Origin of the sequence: Brumimicrobium salinarum (assembly GCF_002844555.1) — a bacterium.
Taxonomy (GTDB): Bacteria; Bacteroidota; Bacteroidia; order Flavobacteriales_D; family Crocinitomicaceae; genus Brumimicrobium; species Brumimicrobium salinarum.
This window is the reverse complement of sequence record NZ_PJNI01000011.1, coordinates 1-14942: the sequence shown is the minus strand read 5'-3', so window position 1 is coordinate 14942 and position 14942 is coordinate 1. Positions and strand designations below refer to the sequence as shown.

Annotated in this window: 17 protein-coding genes and 1 tRNA gene; 11 read left to right on the top strand and 7 right to left on the bottom strand. The window is 33.6% G+C overall.

Annotated elements, in window-relative coordinates:
* Window positions 1-152: 152 nt before the first annotated feature.
* Window positions 153-226, bottom strand: a tRNA-Met gene (locus CW751_RS10410).
* Window positions 227-290: 64 nt separating this feature from the next.
* Complete coding sequence (locus CW751_RS10405; protein ID WP_101334942.1) at window positions 291-1040, bottom strand: methyltransferase family protein; 750 nt, start codon at window positions 1038-1040, stop codon at window positions 291-293.
* Between the two features lie 68 nt (window positions 1041-1108).
* Here CW751_RS10405 and CW751_RS10400 point away from each other — a divergent pair, with 68 nt between their 5' ends.
* From CW751_RS10400 to CW751_RS15910, 3 genes are all read left to right on the top strand, one after another.
* Complete coding sequence (locus tag CW751_RS10400; protein ID WP_101334941.1) at window positions 1109-1498, top strand: START-like domain-containing protein; 390 nt, start codon at window positions 1109-1111, stop codon at window positions 1496-1498.
* 99 nt (window positions 1499-1597) lie between these two features.
* The gene (locus tag CW751_RS15915; protein ID WP_317045811.1) at window positions 1598-2410 is read left to right on the top strand and encodes a sodium:solute symporter family transporter; all 813 of its coding nucleotides are present in this window, start codon (window positions 1598-1600) and stop codon (window positions 2408-2410) included.
* Window positions 2407-3066, top strand: coding sequence for an SLC5/6 family protein (locus CW751_RS15910; RefSeq protein ID WP_317045810.1), 660 nt, complete (start codon window positions 2407-2409; stop codon window positions 3064-3066). The genes CW751_RS15915 and CW751_RS15910 overlap by 4 nt, the downstream gene beginning before the upstream one ends.
* Window positions 3067-3136: 70 nt before the next feature.
* Here CW751_RS15910 and ruvX read toward each other — a convergent pair whose 3' ends face one another.
* Together ruvX and CW751_RS10385 are read right to left on the bottom strand one after the other, a co-directional pair.
* On the bottom strand, window positions 3137-3547 hold the full coding sequence (gene ruvX / locus CW751_RS10390) for a Holliday junction resolvase RuvX (protein ID WP_101334940.1): 411 nt from the start codon (window positions 3545-3547) through the stop codon (window positions 3137-3139).
* Window position 3548: 1 nt separating this feature from the next.
* A complete protein-coding gene (locus CW751_RS10385) occupies window positions 3549-5948 on the bottom strand; it encodes a M1 family aminopeptidase (RefSeq protein WP_101334939.1) in 2400 nt (799 codons plus the stop codon).
* A 232-nt stretch (window positions 5949-6180) separates the two neighbouring features.
* On the opposite strand from CW751_RS10385, the gene CW751_RS10380 reads away from it, so the two are divergent.
* Genes CW751_RS10380 through CW751_RS10365 form a run of 4 tightly spaced genes read left to right on the top strand, consistent with a single transcriptional unit; the run spans window position 6181 to window position 7992 of the window.
* Window positions 6181-6642, top strand: coding sequence for a hypothetical protein (locus tag CW751_RS10380; protein ID WP_101334938.1), 462 nt, complete (start codon window positions 6181-6183; stop codon window positions 6640-6642).
* Window positions 6643-6644: 2 nt separating this feature from the next.
* Entirely contained in the window at window positions 6645-6911 is a 267-nt protein-coding gene (locus CW751_RS10375) for a DUF493 family protein (RefSeq protein ID WP_101334937.1), read from the top strand.
* Between the two features lie 2 nt (window positions 6912-6913).
* Window positions 6914-7306: a T9SS type A sorting domain-containing protein gene (locus tag CW751_RS10370; RefSeq protein WP_101334936.1), complete on the top strand. Its 393-nt coding sequence runs from the start codon at window positions 6914-6916 to the stop codon at window positions 7304-7306.
* Between the two features lie 56 nt (window positions 7307-7362).
* Window positions 7363-7992 carry a hypothetical protein gene (locus CW751_RS10365; protein WP_101334935.1) on the top strand — a complete coding sequence of 210 codons (630 nt, stop codon included), beginning with the start codon at window positions 7363-7365 and terminating at the stop codon, window positions 7990-7992.
* 21 nt (window positions 7993-8013) lie between these two features.
* Here CW751_RS10365 and CW751_RS10360 read toward each other — a convergent pair whose 3' ends face one another.
* Window positions 8014-8910 (bottom strand): RluA family pseudouridine synthase, encoded by an 897-nt coding sequence (locus CW751_RS10360; RefSeq protein WP_101334934.1) that lies wholly within the window; start codon window positions 8908-8910, stop codon window positions 8014-8016.
* A gap of 299 nt (window positions 8911-9209) precedes the next feature.
* Between CW751_RS10360 and CW751_RS10355 the strand changes: the two genes are divergently transcribed.
* The gene (locus CW751_RS10355; RefSeq protein ID WP_101334933.1) at window positions 9210-10106 is read left to right on the top strand and encodes a flavin reductase family protein; all 897 of its coding nucleotides are present in this window, start codon (window positions 9210-9212) and stop codon (window positions 10104-10106) included.
* Window positions 10107-10121: 15 nt separating this feature from the next.
* Window positions 10122-10496, top strand: a complete 375-nt coding sequence (locus CW751_RS10350; RefSeq protein ID WP_101334932.1) for a DUF3127 domain-containing protein — start codon at window positions 10122-10124, stop codon at window positions 10494-10496.
* 78 nt (window positions 10497-10574) lie between these two features.
* Here CW751_RS10350 and CW751_RS10345 read toward each other — a convergent pair whose 3' ends face one another.
* Window positions 10575-11825 (bottom strand): cystathionine gamma-synthase family protein, encoded by a 1251-nt coding sequence (locus tag CW751_RS10345; protein WP_101334931.1) that lies wholly within the window; start codon window positions 11823-11825, stop codon window positions 10575-10577.
* Window positions 11826-11978: 153 nt separating this feature from the next.
* On the opposite strand from CW751_RS10345, the gene CW751_RS10340 reads away from it, so the two are divergent.
* A complete protein-coding gene (locus CW751_RS10340) occupies window positions 11979-12425 on the top strand; it encodes an Lrp/AsnC family transcriptional regulator (protein WP_101334930.1) in 447 nt (148 codons plus the stop codon).
* 94 nt (window positions 12426-12519) lie between these two features.
* Window positions 12520-13836, top strand: coding sequence for a dicarboxylate/amino acid:cation symporter (locus tag CW751_RS10335; protein ID WP_101334929.1), 1317 nt, complete (start codon window positions 12520-12522; stop codon window positions 13834-13836).
* 284 nt (window positions 13837-14120) lie between these two features.
* Here the strand turns inward: CW751_RS10335 and CW751_RS10330 are convergent.
* Window positions 14121-14942 (bottom strand): T9SS type B sorting domain-containing protein (locus CW751_RS10330; RefSeq protein ID WP_133122196.1); only part of this gene is annotated, 822 nt, incomplete at its 5' end.

The following is a 14942-nucleotide window of genomic DNA, read 5'->3' as shown; positions in this document are numbered from 1 at the left end:
ATGATTATTCAAATTAATCTTCCAAGATGTCAACAGATTTGGAGAGATATACCTTATCCCATAAAAACACTAAAAAATACAGAATATGTATAAAATAAAAAAAACCAGATGAAAATGATTGTTTTAGTATTCATTTTCACTCTGGTTTTAAGTAGCGAGAAGGAGATTTGAACTCCTGACCTCAGGGTTATGAATCCTGCGCTCTAACCAACTGAGCTACCTCGCCATTTTTGTTACATTAATTTCTCAATGCGGGTGCAAATATAATAGCTTTTTTTGAATTTCAAACACTAAGAACGGTCTTCCTCAAATAAAATTTTCGTATGATGCTTTAACGTTCTTAAAAACAAAGAAATAAATAAAGCAACTCCTAACACAATTATATAATAAGTATAAAAAATAAAAGCATCATCTAGTAAATAGTTGCGTAGTATATCAACAAATAAAAAACCAATAATAGTTGCCGTAACACCAGAATATTCTCTTCTCAAAATTGTTTTCATTGAAAATGAGATTGGAGTCTTTACGTAATTTTTAAAAGATGGCCAAAATGCAGGAACTTTCATGCTCCAATCGAGATAATCTTGTCCAAACTTACGCTCTAAGAAACGTTCTTCAGCAAACATAATTCTTTCATAATACAGCCAAAACGCTAAGGAAACAATTACAACGAACCAGATATTCGCTGTAAAAACAACAATTCCGATCCACATAAAATAATTACCTACATATAAAGGATGACGCATTGTAGAGTAAATCCCTTTAGTGTTGAGAGCTTCAGCCACCTGCTCTTTGGTATTTCTTCCTGAGGTATTCTTATTTGATGTTCCAATTGCAATGGCACGAATCACTTGCCCCAATAGAGATAAGACAGCTGCAAAGCCTAATAAAATCCAGTAATAACTTTCATTGAGCTTCATCCAACCATAGTCAGTAAAATAGACTACTGGAATCGCCAAAACAAAAAGGATTACAGGGATTTGACCTCTGTATTTGAATAAGGTATTACCTGATTTTTCAAGTGAATGTATTAGAGCCATTTAAAACTTTTTAGTATATTGCGAAACAAATTCTTCGGCGAAGATAGAAAATAAAAAACATTTACAACATGCCTGAAAAAATTAAGTTTGAACAAGAATATCTTTTTAAAACCTCAATGAAAGTTCTTAACTCTATGGTTACAACACCTAGTGGGCTTAGTGAATGGTTCGCTGACGATGTAAATATAAAAGATGATCTTTATACTTTTTATTGGAATGGCAGTGAAGAAGAAGCACGTTTAATCAGCAAAAAGAATAATGATCACTTTAAGTTTCAATGGATTGAAGACGAAGAGGAGGATTTAGAGACTTTTGTAGAGTTAAAATTTAAAGTAGACCCAATGACTAAGGCGGTCGTACTCCATCTTACTAGTTTTGCCGAACCAGATGAACTTGATGAAATACAACTATACTGGGAAAGCACAATCGAAGAATTACGTCGTATTATAGGCGCATAAATTCTTCACATTTGAAATATAGCACCGCATCCTATTTATTTCAATTTAGAATTGCATCCTTATTATTTTAAATTACTTTTATCCCCATAATTAAATATTATGAGTGGTATATTCATCCTTTCTATTATCATCGCTTATTTTGTTGTGCTGTTGGTTATCTCTAAATTAACATCCAAAGGAGCAAAAAATGAAGCTTTCTTCACTGGAAATAGAGGATCAAAATGGTATTTGGTAAGCTTTGGAATGATTGGCGCATCACTTTCCGGCGTCACATTCATTTCATTACCTGGACTTGTTGGTAAATCGGGGTTCTCTTATATGCAACTGGTGATTGGATACATGATTGGATACGCCATAATTTCATTTGTTTTACTACCACTCTACTACCGCCTTAACCTCACTTCAATTTATTCCTATCTTGGCGGGAGATTCGGTCCAAAAACACACAAAGTCGGAACAGGATTTTTCTTAATATCACGTATTCTAGGAGCCTCAGCCCGATTGTTTTTAGTTGCCGATGTACTTGATTATTTTGTACTAAGCAGATACGGAATTCCATTTGAAGCATCTGTTTTAGTAACATTACTTCTGATTTATGTTTACACCTATCGAGGCGGTATAAAAACTATTGTTTGGACAGATACACTTCAGACACTTTTCATGTTAATTGCCCTAGTAGTTAGTGTTGTTATGATTACACAATCAATTGGCGGAGCTGAAGAGGTCACCACAGGTTTGAAGTCTTTGGGAATGACAGATTGGTTTGTAACTAATGACCCAAAAAGCAATAATTACATCATAAAAGGAATCTTAGGTGGATTATTCATAACTCTAGGAATGACAGGATTAGATCAAGACATGATGCAAAAAAACCTAACCTGCCGCAATGAGAAAGAAGCTAAAAAAATATGATGTGGTTCTCTGTCATTTTATTTATGGTGAACTTTGTATTTTTAATTTTAGGTGGATTACTCGTATTGTACGCCCAACAAAATCCAGAATTCATCAACTCTGTGCAAGGAATGGATCTTGATAAACAAACCGATAGACTTTTTCCGTTAATTGCTCTAGATGGTGACTTAGGCAGTTTAATAGGTATCACTTTCCTGCTAGGATTGGTAGCAGCTGCGTATTCATCTGCAGATTCTGCACTAACCTCTCTAACCACATCAACAAGCGTGGATTTATTTAGGGTGAACGAATGGAAAAACAAAGATAAAGCAGAACGAATAAGAAAATATGTCCATATTGGAATGACCGGAATTTTATTTATCGTAATCCTTCTGGTTAATGCCTTTAAAAGTCAGGATGTGATCAATACTATTTTCACGCTTGCAGGCTATACTTACGGACCTTTGTTAGGACTTTTCTTCTTTGGAATTATAAGCAAAAGAGTTGTAGACGATAGACTTACATGGACTGTTTGCCTGATTGCCCCTATACTTATTTACATCTTTAAATCTTATGAACAAGAATGGTTTGATGGTTACACATCGGGACACGAAATTTTAGGAGTAAATGGTTTGTTGTGTTATATAGGACTATGGAGTTTATCCAAAAAACCTTAACCTTTACTTTTTTATCAACTTAAATAATCCAAATGGTCGAAGGCATTCTTACAGCAATCCAAAATCAACATTAAATAGATGACATATAAGATTGTAAGATAATAGTTGCACTCACCTCATCGATAATTTCTTTTTGTCTTCTTTTCTTTTTAGAAACACCCCCCGCAATTAGAGAATCCAAAGCCATTTTTGAGGTAAATCGTTCATCCATCATTACTATTTTTAAATTTGGAAATTGTTGATCTAACGCCTCTTTAAACAAACGAACGTTTTGAGAACTGTGCGAATCTTCCATATTTAATCGTTTTGGTTCACCCAAGACTAAAGTTCCTACGTTCTTATCTTTTACTGTATTGATTAAAAACTGCATAAGCTCCTGTGTAGGAACAGTCGTCAAACCTGAAGCAATAATATTATTCTCATCTGTTATCGCAATCCCTGTGCGTTTCATCCCAAAATCAATCCCTAAATATCTTTTCATTTTATTTTTTCATTAACTTTTGCTTACCTAAAACTTCATTTCCTTTGTAAATCAACACAAAGTAAGTTCCGCTCTGATAGGATTTAATAGAGAAATTAGCTCCCCCACCTTCCAACTTCACATTATTCATTACACGACCACTTTCATCGTAAATCCTAGCAAATTCCGCCTCAACCAGGTCCTCACATGATATTGTAACAGAATCATCGCTAGGATTAGGGTAAACTTTGAAAGAAACAACCTTATCGTTCTTTTGAACGGAAAGAGTACTCTTTTTAAATCCGAAGGTGTATTCTCCTAATCTCACATCTAACAACTCCACCCTTCCGTAACCATCTGTTTTAGTTCCTTGAGGGTTCAATTCATAATAAGGATATTCTTCCCATGATTCTCTCTGGTTTTTACGCCAAAGCAACACTAAACTGTCCTCGTGAAAAGCAACACCTCCATGATCAATCATGAGTCCATTATCTAAATTTCCTTGATTATTGTTTCTAGCATCATAAAACAATCGCCCAGAAGCTGAAAAAGAATCAGAAAGCAAACCATCCACTTTCCAGTATCGATCTGGAGAGATTTCATATAAATGTGAAAGATTACCATTTAAGCTTCTATCAGGTGGAATTCGACAATGCTCAATACGCATAAACGAAGTATCATCCTCATTATCTACCATTAATGTGAAATAAGCATAATTCAAAGGAAAATATGTTGTGCTATCTGCTATAATATCGACATTTTGTGCAGTAACAGCATTCAACAGCTTATAGTCCTTATTCAGATATACGATTGCTGGTTCGAATGGAACAGTAACTGCAAGCACAGATAATTCATCAGAAACAATTCCCTCAAATGAGAACGATTGATTGGTTTCATCTAAAAAGGTAACTTGAATAGGCACATCTTTAAAAAAATTAGGCGCTTCAAAAAGTTTTTGTTGGATATAAACCTCCACATCAAACTGACCTGCATTTGATGATACGTTAAAAGAATCTATCTCAAATCCATTAAAACCAGGATTAAATACATAATTATCAAAAAAATGGGTTGCATCATAATGAGTTGCCTGATTTAGCTCATCTCTAAATCCTTCAGCATCTATACTTGTAAAAGCATGATTGGTTTGAATTGCTTTTAACCCATTAAAAAAAGCAGTATCTCCCATGTGTGTTCTCAAGTTATGCATCAATGTAGCTCCTTTACTATAAGTATGTGACCCGTAAGTTGCATCATGTGGGACACCGGAAATCGGCAAAAAGTCACCATCTGAATAATGTGCATTCTGTATCACCCTTCGATGAACAGATTTTAGTTCATCCAAATATCTATCGTACCCATAAACATGTTCTAAAAATATAGATTCACTATAGCTAGCTAAACCTTCATTTATCCACATGTCTTCAGCTGTTTTACAAGTCACTAGGTTCCCCCACCAATGATGAGATAATTCATGCGCCATCAGGGTTTCATAGTTTAAACTTCCATCAACTGCAAAAGTTGGATACATAACACAAGTAGCATGTTCCATTGCACCACCATTAAAAGGAACAAGGGCAAAACCTATTTTATTCCATTGATAAAGCCCATATTGGTGTTCAAATGCGTCCATCGCACCAAACAAATTAATAAATGATTGTTTTAATGCTGTCGTATCCTGTTCTTTAGCAATTAACATGACCGGTGTTTCTGCATTTGAAATACTACTTATATAAGTTTGATCTACATGTGTATATGGCGCAACAGCAACGCAAGCTAGGTAAGTCGGAATAGATTCATCCAACTTCCATCTTCTAATATTCTCATTGTTTACACCAACACTTTCACTGTGGATATATCCATTACTGTAACCATGCATTGAAGGCGGCGCAATGATTTCTATGTCGTAAGTAGCTCTTTCAACAAAATTATCAAAACATGGATGCCAAACACGGCCATAATTATGAGGTTGTGATTCAAATGCAACTCCCATATTGTAGGCATAATCTCCTTGAAAATAAAAACCTCCAAAACCAGAAGGATCCATTTGTGGTTCCCCTTGATAAAAAACGGTAACACTTTGTTGATCTCCTATATTTAAAGAATTGGGTAACGTTATATTTAAAAGGGAATCGTTGTAAATATAACCTAAATCGATTCCAGCAGCTTGAACAGAATCAATATTCATTTGCAATAAATCAAGGGTAATCCAGTCTATATTATTCATTTTACTTTCAAAAGTAATCTCACAAGACGCTGAGATTTTACTTTGTCCCATTTCCGAAAAATCAATATTAATTTTATAGTTTAAAATATCGATGGTATCACTTCTTCTATTGTAAATCTCACTTGTGACTTGAGAAAAGGAAGACAACGCAATAAAAAGAAAAGCAAGGTTAATGAACCAGTTTTTTATGTTTCCCATAAAGTATATTTTATATATAATTAAACTTCGATCTTATAAAATGATTATACAGAACGAAATTACACATAAATAAAAGAAATATGAAAGTAAGTCCTTATTTTCGCAAAATGACAAAGGAACAAGCTACATTATTTTTCAAACATAGTCCAACAGATAATTTACATGAGCTTTGGGAAACACGTTTTTTTGAACATAAACAGTTTTTTCTAACGCGTCCTCCTATCGAGAAAGTTTGGAGTGCTCGCCTAAAAAAATAGAAAAACAACATATTGCTTTTTTAGTGCTTACCTCTGCAAAGAAAGACGAAAAAAACAAGGAAGTGTTAATTGATAACAAATTTGAATTTTCTGATAATCCTATAACCTGTTTTAATCAATTACATCAAAAAAGAAATGAATTCAAATCTCTGTTATTAAGAGCTCAATCAGCAGATGAATTAATAGTCATCATTGCGTCTTGGTTAACTTTAGAGAAAAAGTACGCCCAAACATGGTCGTATGTAGCATGCTCCGATAATCACTTGTCGGTTCTACAAGGCAAAGAGCCAGACCCAATGGAAATACTTGCAGCATTAAAAAAAGTAAAAAGCGACAATCAAATTGAAAGTATAGCTTTACTAAAAGACAATTACAATAATCTTCCTGAAACTATTCAAAAAGAAGTAAAAAGATTAACTTTGCTGGCGAAAGAATAGTTATGGGAAATCAATTTGATCAATTAGAAAAGCAATTAGAAAAAGAAGACTGGCCTAGCTTGTACCTATTCAAGTTTATAGCGCCTAGTGACAATAAAAAAATTGCAATGGTTACTTCTATTTTTAATGAGAATTCTGACATTAACATGCGTCCCTCGAAGAAAGGAACATATACAAGCATCAGTGTAAAAGAAGTTATGATGAGTGCTGAAAATGTTATTAAGGTATATAAAAAAGCCGCAAAAATTAAAGGTGTAATAATAATATAAAAATGATATTAGTAATTGACATACAACAAACACTTGCTACAATAGGATGGATCACACTTTTTATCCTCCTTTTTTTTATTGTTTATCGCATCGTTATGCGGCGATTAAAAAAAGGAAGAATAGAAAAAGAACTATATCTAATTCTGCATCCTATTGAGAAAAATCCTGCCAGCGGAACAGTTCCTATTTTCATTGAAATGCATACACCAATGGAGGTTGAGATACGGCTTTTTTCGACGAAAAATGAAATCAATGAAGTTATTGAAAATAAAAAGTTTAGTAAAGGAGGGAACATTATTGAATTAGACACAACAGCTTTTGCTAATGGCACCTATTTCTATCAAGCCACTTCAAAAAATCAAAAAACTAAAAAAATAATTGAAATAAAAAACTAGTCTTTTAGTACGATTCGTCTTCTATTTTCGTTATATTCATAAACAAATCAATTGCAATGAAGAAATTCTTATTATCTGCTCTCATTCTACTCTCACTTACAGCAACATACGCACAAACCGATTTCAATCCTAAATCTTCTTTTAAAGTTGAGGTAGGCTTACCCAATAATGCTACAAATTTTGCATTTCGAGATTTAATGCAAGGATTGGTTGCAATTACACCCAGTTATCAATTCACCATGGACAATTCTTTTTCTTTAGGAGTTGGACTGAGATATGGTTTTTTTAATGTAAACGAATTTAAAAACAACATTGACATGTCTGGTGGTATGCACATCGCTGGTATTTTTGGAAAAATTGGTCAAGAAAAGTTTTATGGCAAATTCGGTTTGGACTACGGTGTAAGAATTGGATATTCGATGAATTTTTTTGATACCAATAAAAATCAAGAAAAACTTGGAGAACCCTATCAAAACGATGGTGGATTTGTTGAACCCACCTTAGGACTAGCATTAATGAGCAACGAAAACACATCTTTTCGATTAGCATTGGGATATGCTTTTCATGGATTTCAGTTTAGTCCATATCAAATGGGAGTTGACAATTTCAGTGGAGTTAGTGACTCAAAGTTAAATGAAATCACAACCTATTTCACTATTGGATTTGGGTATTCTTATTATTTCTAATCTTAACTCGAATTAAACTTTTCATTTCCCAATTCTTGCCACCCATTTGGCCTCTCTCTCCAAAAACCGAGAGAACTTGTTTGGTGGGGTAATCTGGAATGAAAGTACCTCATTGGTTTTAGGATGATTAAATTTCAAAGCCACAGCGGACAAAAACAATCCTTTGTGCTTCAATGTATTTCCTGGCTTCCCATAACGTTGATCTCCTATAATCGGGAAACCTAACCGTGATAAATGTATGCGAATCTGATGTTTTCTACCTGTAACTGGACGCAATTCCAAAACCGAAATCCATTGGTTTTTAACAGAAGGATAAACAGCCAAGGAAGTATAATGTGTTATTGATTTTTTTTGCTCGATTGCTGTGTTTAACGTACCACTTCCCAGCAATCGTCCCTGAACAATAGCCATGTATTTTTTTTCAATCCTTTGATTCTCGAATTGTTTACCCAAATCCACCCTTGCATGGTATGATTTTGCTATAATGAGTAAACCATGCGTCAGTTGGTCTAACCGATGAACAGGTAATGGAATAACTAAGCGGTCTTGAGAATTACTTAACGCTAAATGATGTGGAATTGCATTTTGAATGGACTTAAATACGTTTCCAGAAACTGGAATTCCCGCTGGTTTTTCAACTACCGCTAACTCCTCGTCTTCATAAATAATTTTTAAGTCTAGCTCGAAATAGGGAGTTGTTATTTTCTCTCTTTCGTATATGTTGATCTCGTCACCATCCTTAACAAAGTCAGCTGTAGTAGAAAGCTCTCCATTCAAATAAATTTGTTTTCTCGAAAAAGCCTTTTTAAGACCTTTTCTCGTTGGAATGGAAGTAAGTTTTCCATTCAAATAGTCATAAATACGCGTTTTACGTTCTAAATCCTGAACGATTAAATGCTCTATTTCAATTTTATTCATTTATTCAAGCCTTATTATAAACAAAATGTTTTCTTTTAGTTCTTAACATACTCCATTTCAATTAAGGACAAGTAATTTTAGAATAAAGTTAATAATTCGAGTTAACAGTTGCCGAAGGAATCACTATCAAAATTAATATAATCAAGGGAATTTGCTATTTAGAGTTAGAAAGATTTGCATAATTTTAAACGGTAGACTAAAAAATATTAGAAATAACTTTTCAACAATTTAGAACTTTCATTTTTATTAAGTCATAATACCATTACCTTTGTAACTTCTCAATTTAGCGCAATAAAGATATGTTAACATTAGAACCAAAAGAATTACCCATTCCGCAACTACACCGTTATTTATTAGGAGCAGTTGGTCCACGACCGATTGCATTTGCTTCTACGATTGATGCAGAGGGAAATCCTAATTTAGCGCCATTCAGCTTTTTTAATGTATTTAGTGCCAATCCTCCAATTCTTGTTTTTTCACCAGCAAGAAGCGGAAGAACAAACACGACTAAAGATACTTACGAAAACGTGAAAAAAGTTGCTGAATGCGTTATTAATATCGTAAATCATGACATGGTAGAACAAATGAGTTTATGTTCATCACCTTATGACAAAAGTATTAATGAATTTGAAAAAAGTGGACTCACACCATTGGCTTCCGAAAAAGTAAAGCCTTTTCGCGTAAAGGAATCGCCAGTTCAACTAGAATGTAAAGTCATTGAGGTAAAAGAGTTAGGAGAAAATGGAGGCGCAGGAAATCTTGTTATTTGTGAGGTCATTAAAATTCATGTGAACGAAGAGGTTTTAGATGAAAACCAAATGATTGATCAGCACAAAATAGATTTAGTCGCACGAATGGGTGGAAACTGGTATTGTCGAGCCAACGAAGCTTCAATGTTTGAGGTTGAAAAACCAGTAACTACAATCGGGATAGGATTTGATCAAATTCCAGCCGACATAAAAAGCAGTAGTATTTTAAACGGCAATGACTTAGGCAAACTGGGAAGTATTGAAGAACTCCCAAATGAAACTGATGTTAATGAGCATAAACTTATTGAATTATCAGAACTTTTTGTAACTTTAGAAGATGAACCAGCTAAATTAGAACTTGAACTTCATCAATTAGCCAAAAAACATTTAGAGAAAAATGAAATTGAAGTAGCTTGGAAAACATTATTAGCATTTAATAACCAATAAAATAAACAACACATTATGTTCAGTATTTCGGGATTAGTTAAGGTCAAAAAAGACACCCAACAAATAACAGAAAAATTTAAAAAAAGAGAGTTTGTAGTTACAGATGCCTCAGGAAATTATCCGCAAGACATCTTATTTCAATTAACACAAGAGCGTACAGACTTACTCGATAACATCAATGAAAATGATGCCGTAAATGTTACTTTTAACATTAGAGGTCGAGAGTGGACAAACCCGCAAGGAGAAGTAAAGTACTTCAATTCTTTAGATGTTTGGAGATTAGAGAAAACACAAGGTGGTGGACAACCTACACCTCCAGATATCGCACCTGCAAGTGCAGATAGCGCAGAAACTTTAGTAGACGAAGGTGACGATGATTTACCTTTCTAAAAAATAAAATTTTAAAAGCAAAAACTCCTTTAGGATAAATCTTAAAGGAGTTTTTTTATTGGATAACAATCTGTATCTCTACACAACACTTTTTAAAGCATTATCAACATCAGCAATTAAATCTTCTGCGTCTTCTACTCCAATTGAAACACGTACCAAATTAGCAGTAACGCCCATTCTTTCACGTGCTTTTGGTTCAATTGCACAATGTGTCATTGTTTGAGGATGTTGCGCCAAACTCTCTGTACTTCCGAGACTTACTGCCAATTGAATCAGATTTAAATTATTTAAAAATTGAAAAGCCTCTTTTTCTCCACCTACAATATTAAATGAAATCATAGCACCTGGCGAGTTATACTGACGCTTGTACAAATCATAGTGAGCTGATTGTTCATCAATTAATCCTAAATAATTTACCTTTTCTACTTTTTCATGTTGATTTAAAAAATTAGCTACTTTCTGTGCATTTCGCGATTGTTTTTCCATGCGAATCTTTAAGGTTTCTAAACTTCTCAATAACAACCAAGCTGTATGTGGACTAACCATATTTCCTAAGAAAGTTCTTAAAGTTTTTACACGGGTCATCAAATCCGATTTACCTAAAACAGCTCCTGCAATCAGATCACTATGACCTCCAATAAATTTTGTTGCGGAATATACGACAAGATCAGCTCCCAAAGCTAAAGGCTTAGACCATACTGGCCCCATGTAGGTATTATCAACACACACATAGGTCCTATCAGTGTTGTTTTTATGTTTTTTCGCAATTCGACAACACATTTCAATATCAATAATTGTATTCGTTGGATTCGCAGGTGTTTCAATATAAATTAATCCTAATCGATCTGCTTTCCCAGTATTTCGAATTATTTCCTCAATCTCCTCTTGGGTGTTTTCTGGGTGAAAAGCAACCGCATCAACGCCAATTTTAGGTAGGAAATCATGAATAAAATGATCAGTCCCTCCATAAGTAGGTGAACTGTAAAGTAGTAAATCTCCAGGTTTTAAAAACTCCAAAAGCACCGTACTAATTGCTGACATTCCACTCTCAAAAACGGCACTATCATCTGCGTCATCCCAAAGCGACAAACGATTTTCAAGTATTTCAAGATTTGGGTTATTTATTCGGCTATATATCAACCCCAATTCTTCTTCTTTTTCTTTTTCTCGCAGGCCATAAGCCAGTTCAAAAAACTTCTTTCCTTCTTCTGCTGTTTCGAAAACAAAGGTTGAGGTTTGAAAAATTGGACACTTAACCGCCCCTTCTGATAATTTTGGTTTATAACCATAGCTCATCATCAAACTTTCGGGCTTAAACTTATTTTTCATCTTTTTATCATTTTTATTCTTTACAAATTTAACAAATGATTTTTTTACATTGAAATATTACTCAAATTAAGGAAACAATCCTAAAAAACATACAAGAACAAGGAAAAAGAATTAAATTTGACTTGAATATATTTAAATACAGAAAATTTTACCATGAAAGGAATTGATAAGGTCGATGAAAAAATAATAACACTATTAAAAAAAGATGCTAAACTAAGCATTAATGAAATTTCCAATCAGGTTGGGATGAGTAAAACCCCTGTTCATCAAAGAATAAAAAAACTTGAAAAAACGGGGATTATAGAAAAGTATGTCGCTATAATCAATGATAAAAAGTTAAATGATGCGATGTTTATTTTTTGCACAGTATCATTAGACGTTCAGAAATTAAAAGAAATAGAATTATTTAAAAAAGAAATTCTAAAGCTTCCTGAGGTACTTGAATGTTACCTAATGGGTGGTGCAAATGATTTTCTTTTAAAAGTAATGGTGAAAAATCTTGAAGATTATCACCAATTCTCTTCTGGAAAACTGGCTGCATTGGAAAATGTAAATCAAATAAAAAGCACTTTTGTTTTGGATGTGGTAAAAAGTAATTAACGCATGCTAATGCAAAATTTGTCAAGTTGTTTGTACCTTTACTTATAATTAAGCTTTCTTAATTTTTAAAATTAAAACCTACTAAACAAATACAATGATTAGATTCAAGCGTTTAAATCAATTATCAATTCATCTAGAACGATTGATAAAAGGTCGTTTGTGGCTTAAAGTTCTCATTGGACTTTTCTTAGGGGCTATTTTAGGTGCTTTCCTTAATCCAGACACTGGGTTTATTACGGAAAAAGCTAGTGAAAAAATTGCAGCATGGTTGGATTTACCTGGACAGATTTTTATGCGATTGGTCCAAATGATTATGATTCCTTTAATTTTTACTTCCATTCTTACTGGGATTATCAGTAACACTGTTGATAATTTAAAGTCTTTTGGACTAAAATTGTTGCTCTATTTTATTGGAACAACAACAGTGGCTATTACTATTGGGTTATTCGTGACTTTAATCATGAAACCTGGTCAATATATTTTATCTTTGGGTGGCTTTCCTATTAGCGGTGAAAATGCACCAACAACGCATGAAGTAGTACAAGAATTTAAAAGTATTCCCGATGCAATAGCAGAGTTAATCCCCAATAATCCACTCGAATCTATTCTTACAGGAGAAATGTTAGGCGTAGTAGTTTTTACCATTTTAATTGGAGTGGCTGTAACGCAACTTAAAGAAAAAACGGCAACCCCTATAATACGAGTAGCTGAATCGGTTCAAAAAATATGTATGATTGTCGTTTCTTGGGCGATGATGTTGGTACCTTATGCAGTATTTGGATTAATAGCTGCATTAATTTCAAGAACAGGTGTTGAGGTCTTTTTTGGATTAGGATACTACATGGGTGTTATCATATTAGGTTTACTCTTATTATTGACCTTTTATCTTATTATTGTATGGTTAGTCACGCCAAAAAATCCATTTCATTTCCTTAAAGCTATAAAAGGCCCCATGCTCTTAGCTTTTTCTACTGCTAGTTCAGCTGCAGTAATGCCGCTTTCCATGAAGACAGCTGATGAAAAACTCGGAATTTCGTCCAACATCAGTGATTTTGTTATTCCTGTTGGTGCTACAATCAATATGGACGGAACGGCATTATTTCAAGTCGCTACTACTCTGTTTATGGCTCAAGCTTATGGTGTTGATTTATCCATGGTTAATCTAATCTTAATCACATTTACAGTTGTTGCAGCTTCAATAGGAACACCTGCGATTCCTGGTGGTGGCGTTATCATCTTAACTTCTGTTTTACAAAGCTCAGGAATTCCTATAGATGGGCTTTTGATCATCATCGGAATAGATCGTATTCTGGGAATGTTTAGAACTTCCGTGAATGTTACAGGAGATTTGACTGCATGTTTAGTTTTTGATAAATATTTTGGAAATAAACAAAAAAAACAGGTTCTTTAAACTTGAAAATCTTCCTTTTTAACTACATAAAAAGGAAGATTTATGTATAGTTTCATATCATAAATGACTCTTAAAACAAGCCCAATATTTTATATTGATAGTCAGAACCTTGACATCTTATTGTTAATTAGGATAAATCAAAATAGATCCTTTGCAAAATAAAAATTGATTTTTTTATTTTCACATCTCTTCTTATCTATTTACTATCAAAGTCTTTTACAATAAATGGTAAATAGATTTAAACGAAATTGCTTGTTGCGATTTAAATGGATAATCCTATTATTTTATTTCAATACATTCACGTGTCCTTTATGAGTATGCCTTTTATCAGACATTGTTTCTTTGAATTCAATTTTCCAAACATACGTTCCATCTTTTACAATCTTATTGCTGTTAAGACCATAACGCCCATTCCATCCTTTATTGGTGTTATGCGATTCAAATACAATTTCTCCCCATCGATTAAAAATATACAATGTATAATCTTGCGGATCATAACCATGTGTAAAAATAGGTTTAAATGTTTCATTATAATTGTCGTTATCGGGTGTAAAAGTATTGGGAACATAAAAAATGATTTTATCTAATATTTCAACAGCCACTCTTGCCGTGTCCTTGCATCCCTCAACTGTACTTGCCATTAATGTCACAATATGTTTAAGAGGCTCAGCTGAAAATTCGAATATAGGATTTGTCACTGTGGAAACACCCTGATTACCAAAAGTCCACGCATAAGAATCTGCATAAGAAGAGTTGTTTAAAAACTCTACCTCAGGGTCAATTACATCAGGCTCATTTGGTTGATAATAGAAATTTGCAATAGGATTATGAAAGATTTCTATGTAATCATTCTCCGTATGCGTGGTTACACATCCTTCATTTGACGTTGCTGTTAAAGTTAAATCATGAAAAATATTATTGCCCGTTAAATTCTCATAACAATCACTCAAAACGGGACCTTGATAGGTTTGTCCTGTAGACAATGTCCATTCATATTCTGCAATTGTTGAAGGTGAATTTATTGTCGAAGTGGTTGTTACCTCAGGACAAACTGGCGAACATCCTTCTAAATCAACCCCTGTAAAACTTACCACAGGTAGAGGATG

What these genes read in the sequence shown, in the direction of transcription:
- CW751_RS10405 (WP_101334942.1), bottom strand. Translation starts at nt 1,040, where the DNA reads ATGGCTCTAATACATTCACTTGAAAAATCAGGTAATACCTTATTCAAA.
- CW751_RS10400 (WP_101334941.1), top strand. Translation starts at nt 1,109, where the DNA reads ATGCCTGAAAAAATTAAGTTTGAACAAGAATATCTTTTTAAAACCTCA.
- CW751_RS15915 (WP_317045811.1), top strand. Translation starts at nt 1,598, where the DNA reads ATGAGTGGTATATTCATCCTTTCTATTATCATCGCTTATTTTGTTGTG.
- CW751_RS15910 (WP_317045810.1), top strand. Translation starts at nt 2,407, where the DNA reads ATGATGTGGTTCTCTGTCATTTTATTTATGGTGAACTTTGTATTTTTA.
- ruvX (WP_101334940.1), bottom strand. Translation starts at nt 3,547, where the DNA reads ATGAAAAGATATTTAGGGATTGATTTTGGGATGAAACGCACAGGGATT.
- CW751_RS10385 (WP_101334939.1), bottom strand. Translation starts at nt 5,948, where the DNA reads ATGGGAAACATAAAAAACTGGTTCATTAACCTTGCTTTTCTTTTTATT.
- CW751_RS10375 (WP_101334937.1), top strand. Translation starts at nt 6,645, where the DNA reads ATGGGAAATCAATTTGATCAATTAGAAAAGCAATTAGAAAAAGAAGAC.
- CW751_RS10370 (WP_101334936.1), top strand. Translation starts at nt 6,914, where the DNA reads ATGATATTAGTAATTGACATACAACAAACACTTGCTACAATAGGATGG.
- CW751_RS10365 (WP_101334935.1), top strand. Translation starts at nt 7,363, where the DNA reads ATGAAGAAATTCTTATTATCTGCTCTCATTCTACTCTCACTTACAGCA.
- CW751_RS10360 (WP_101334934.1), bottom strand. Translation starts at nt 8,910, where the DNA reads ATGAATAAAATTGAAATAGAGCATTTAATCGTTCAGGATTTAGAACGT.
- CW751_RS10355 (WP_101334933.1), top strand. Translation starts at nt 9,210, where the DNA reads ATGTTAACATTAGAACCAAAAGAATTACCCATTCCGCAACTACACCGT.
- CW751_RS10350 (WP_101334932.1), top strand. Translation starts at nt 10,122, where the DNA reads ATGTTCAGTATTTCGGGATTAGTTAAGGTCAAAAAAGACACCCAACAA.
- CW751_RS10345 (WP_101334931.1), bottom strand. Translation starts at nt 11,825, where the DNA reads ATGAAAAATAAGTTTAAGCCCGAAAGTTTGATGATGAGCTATGGTTAT.
- CW751_RS10340 (WP_101334930.1), top strand. Translation starts at nt 11,979, where the DNA reads ATGAAAGGAATTGATAAGGTCGATGAAAAAATAATAACACTATTAAAA.
- CW751_RS10335 (WP_101334929.1), top strand. Translation starts at nt 12,520, where the DNA reads ATGATTAGATTCAAGCGTTTAAATCAATTATCAATTCATCTAGAACGA.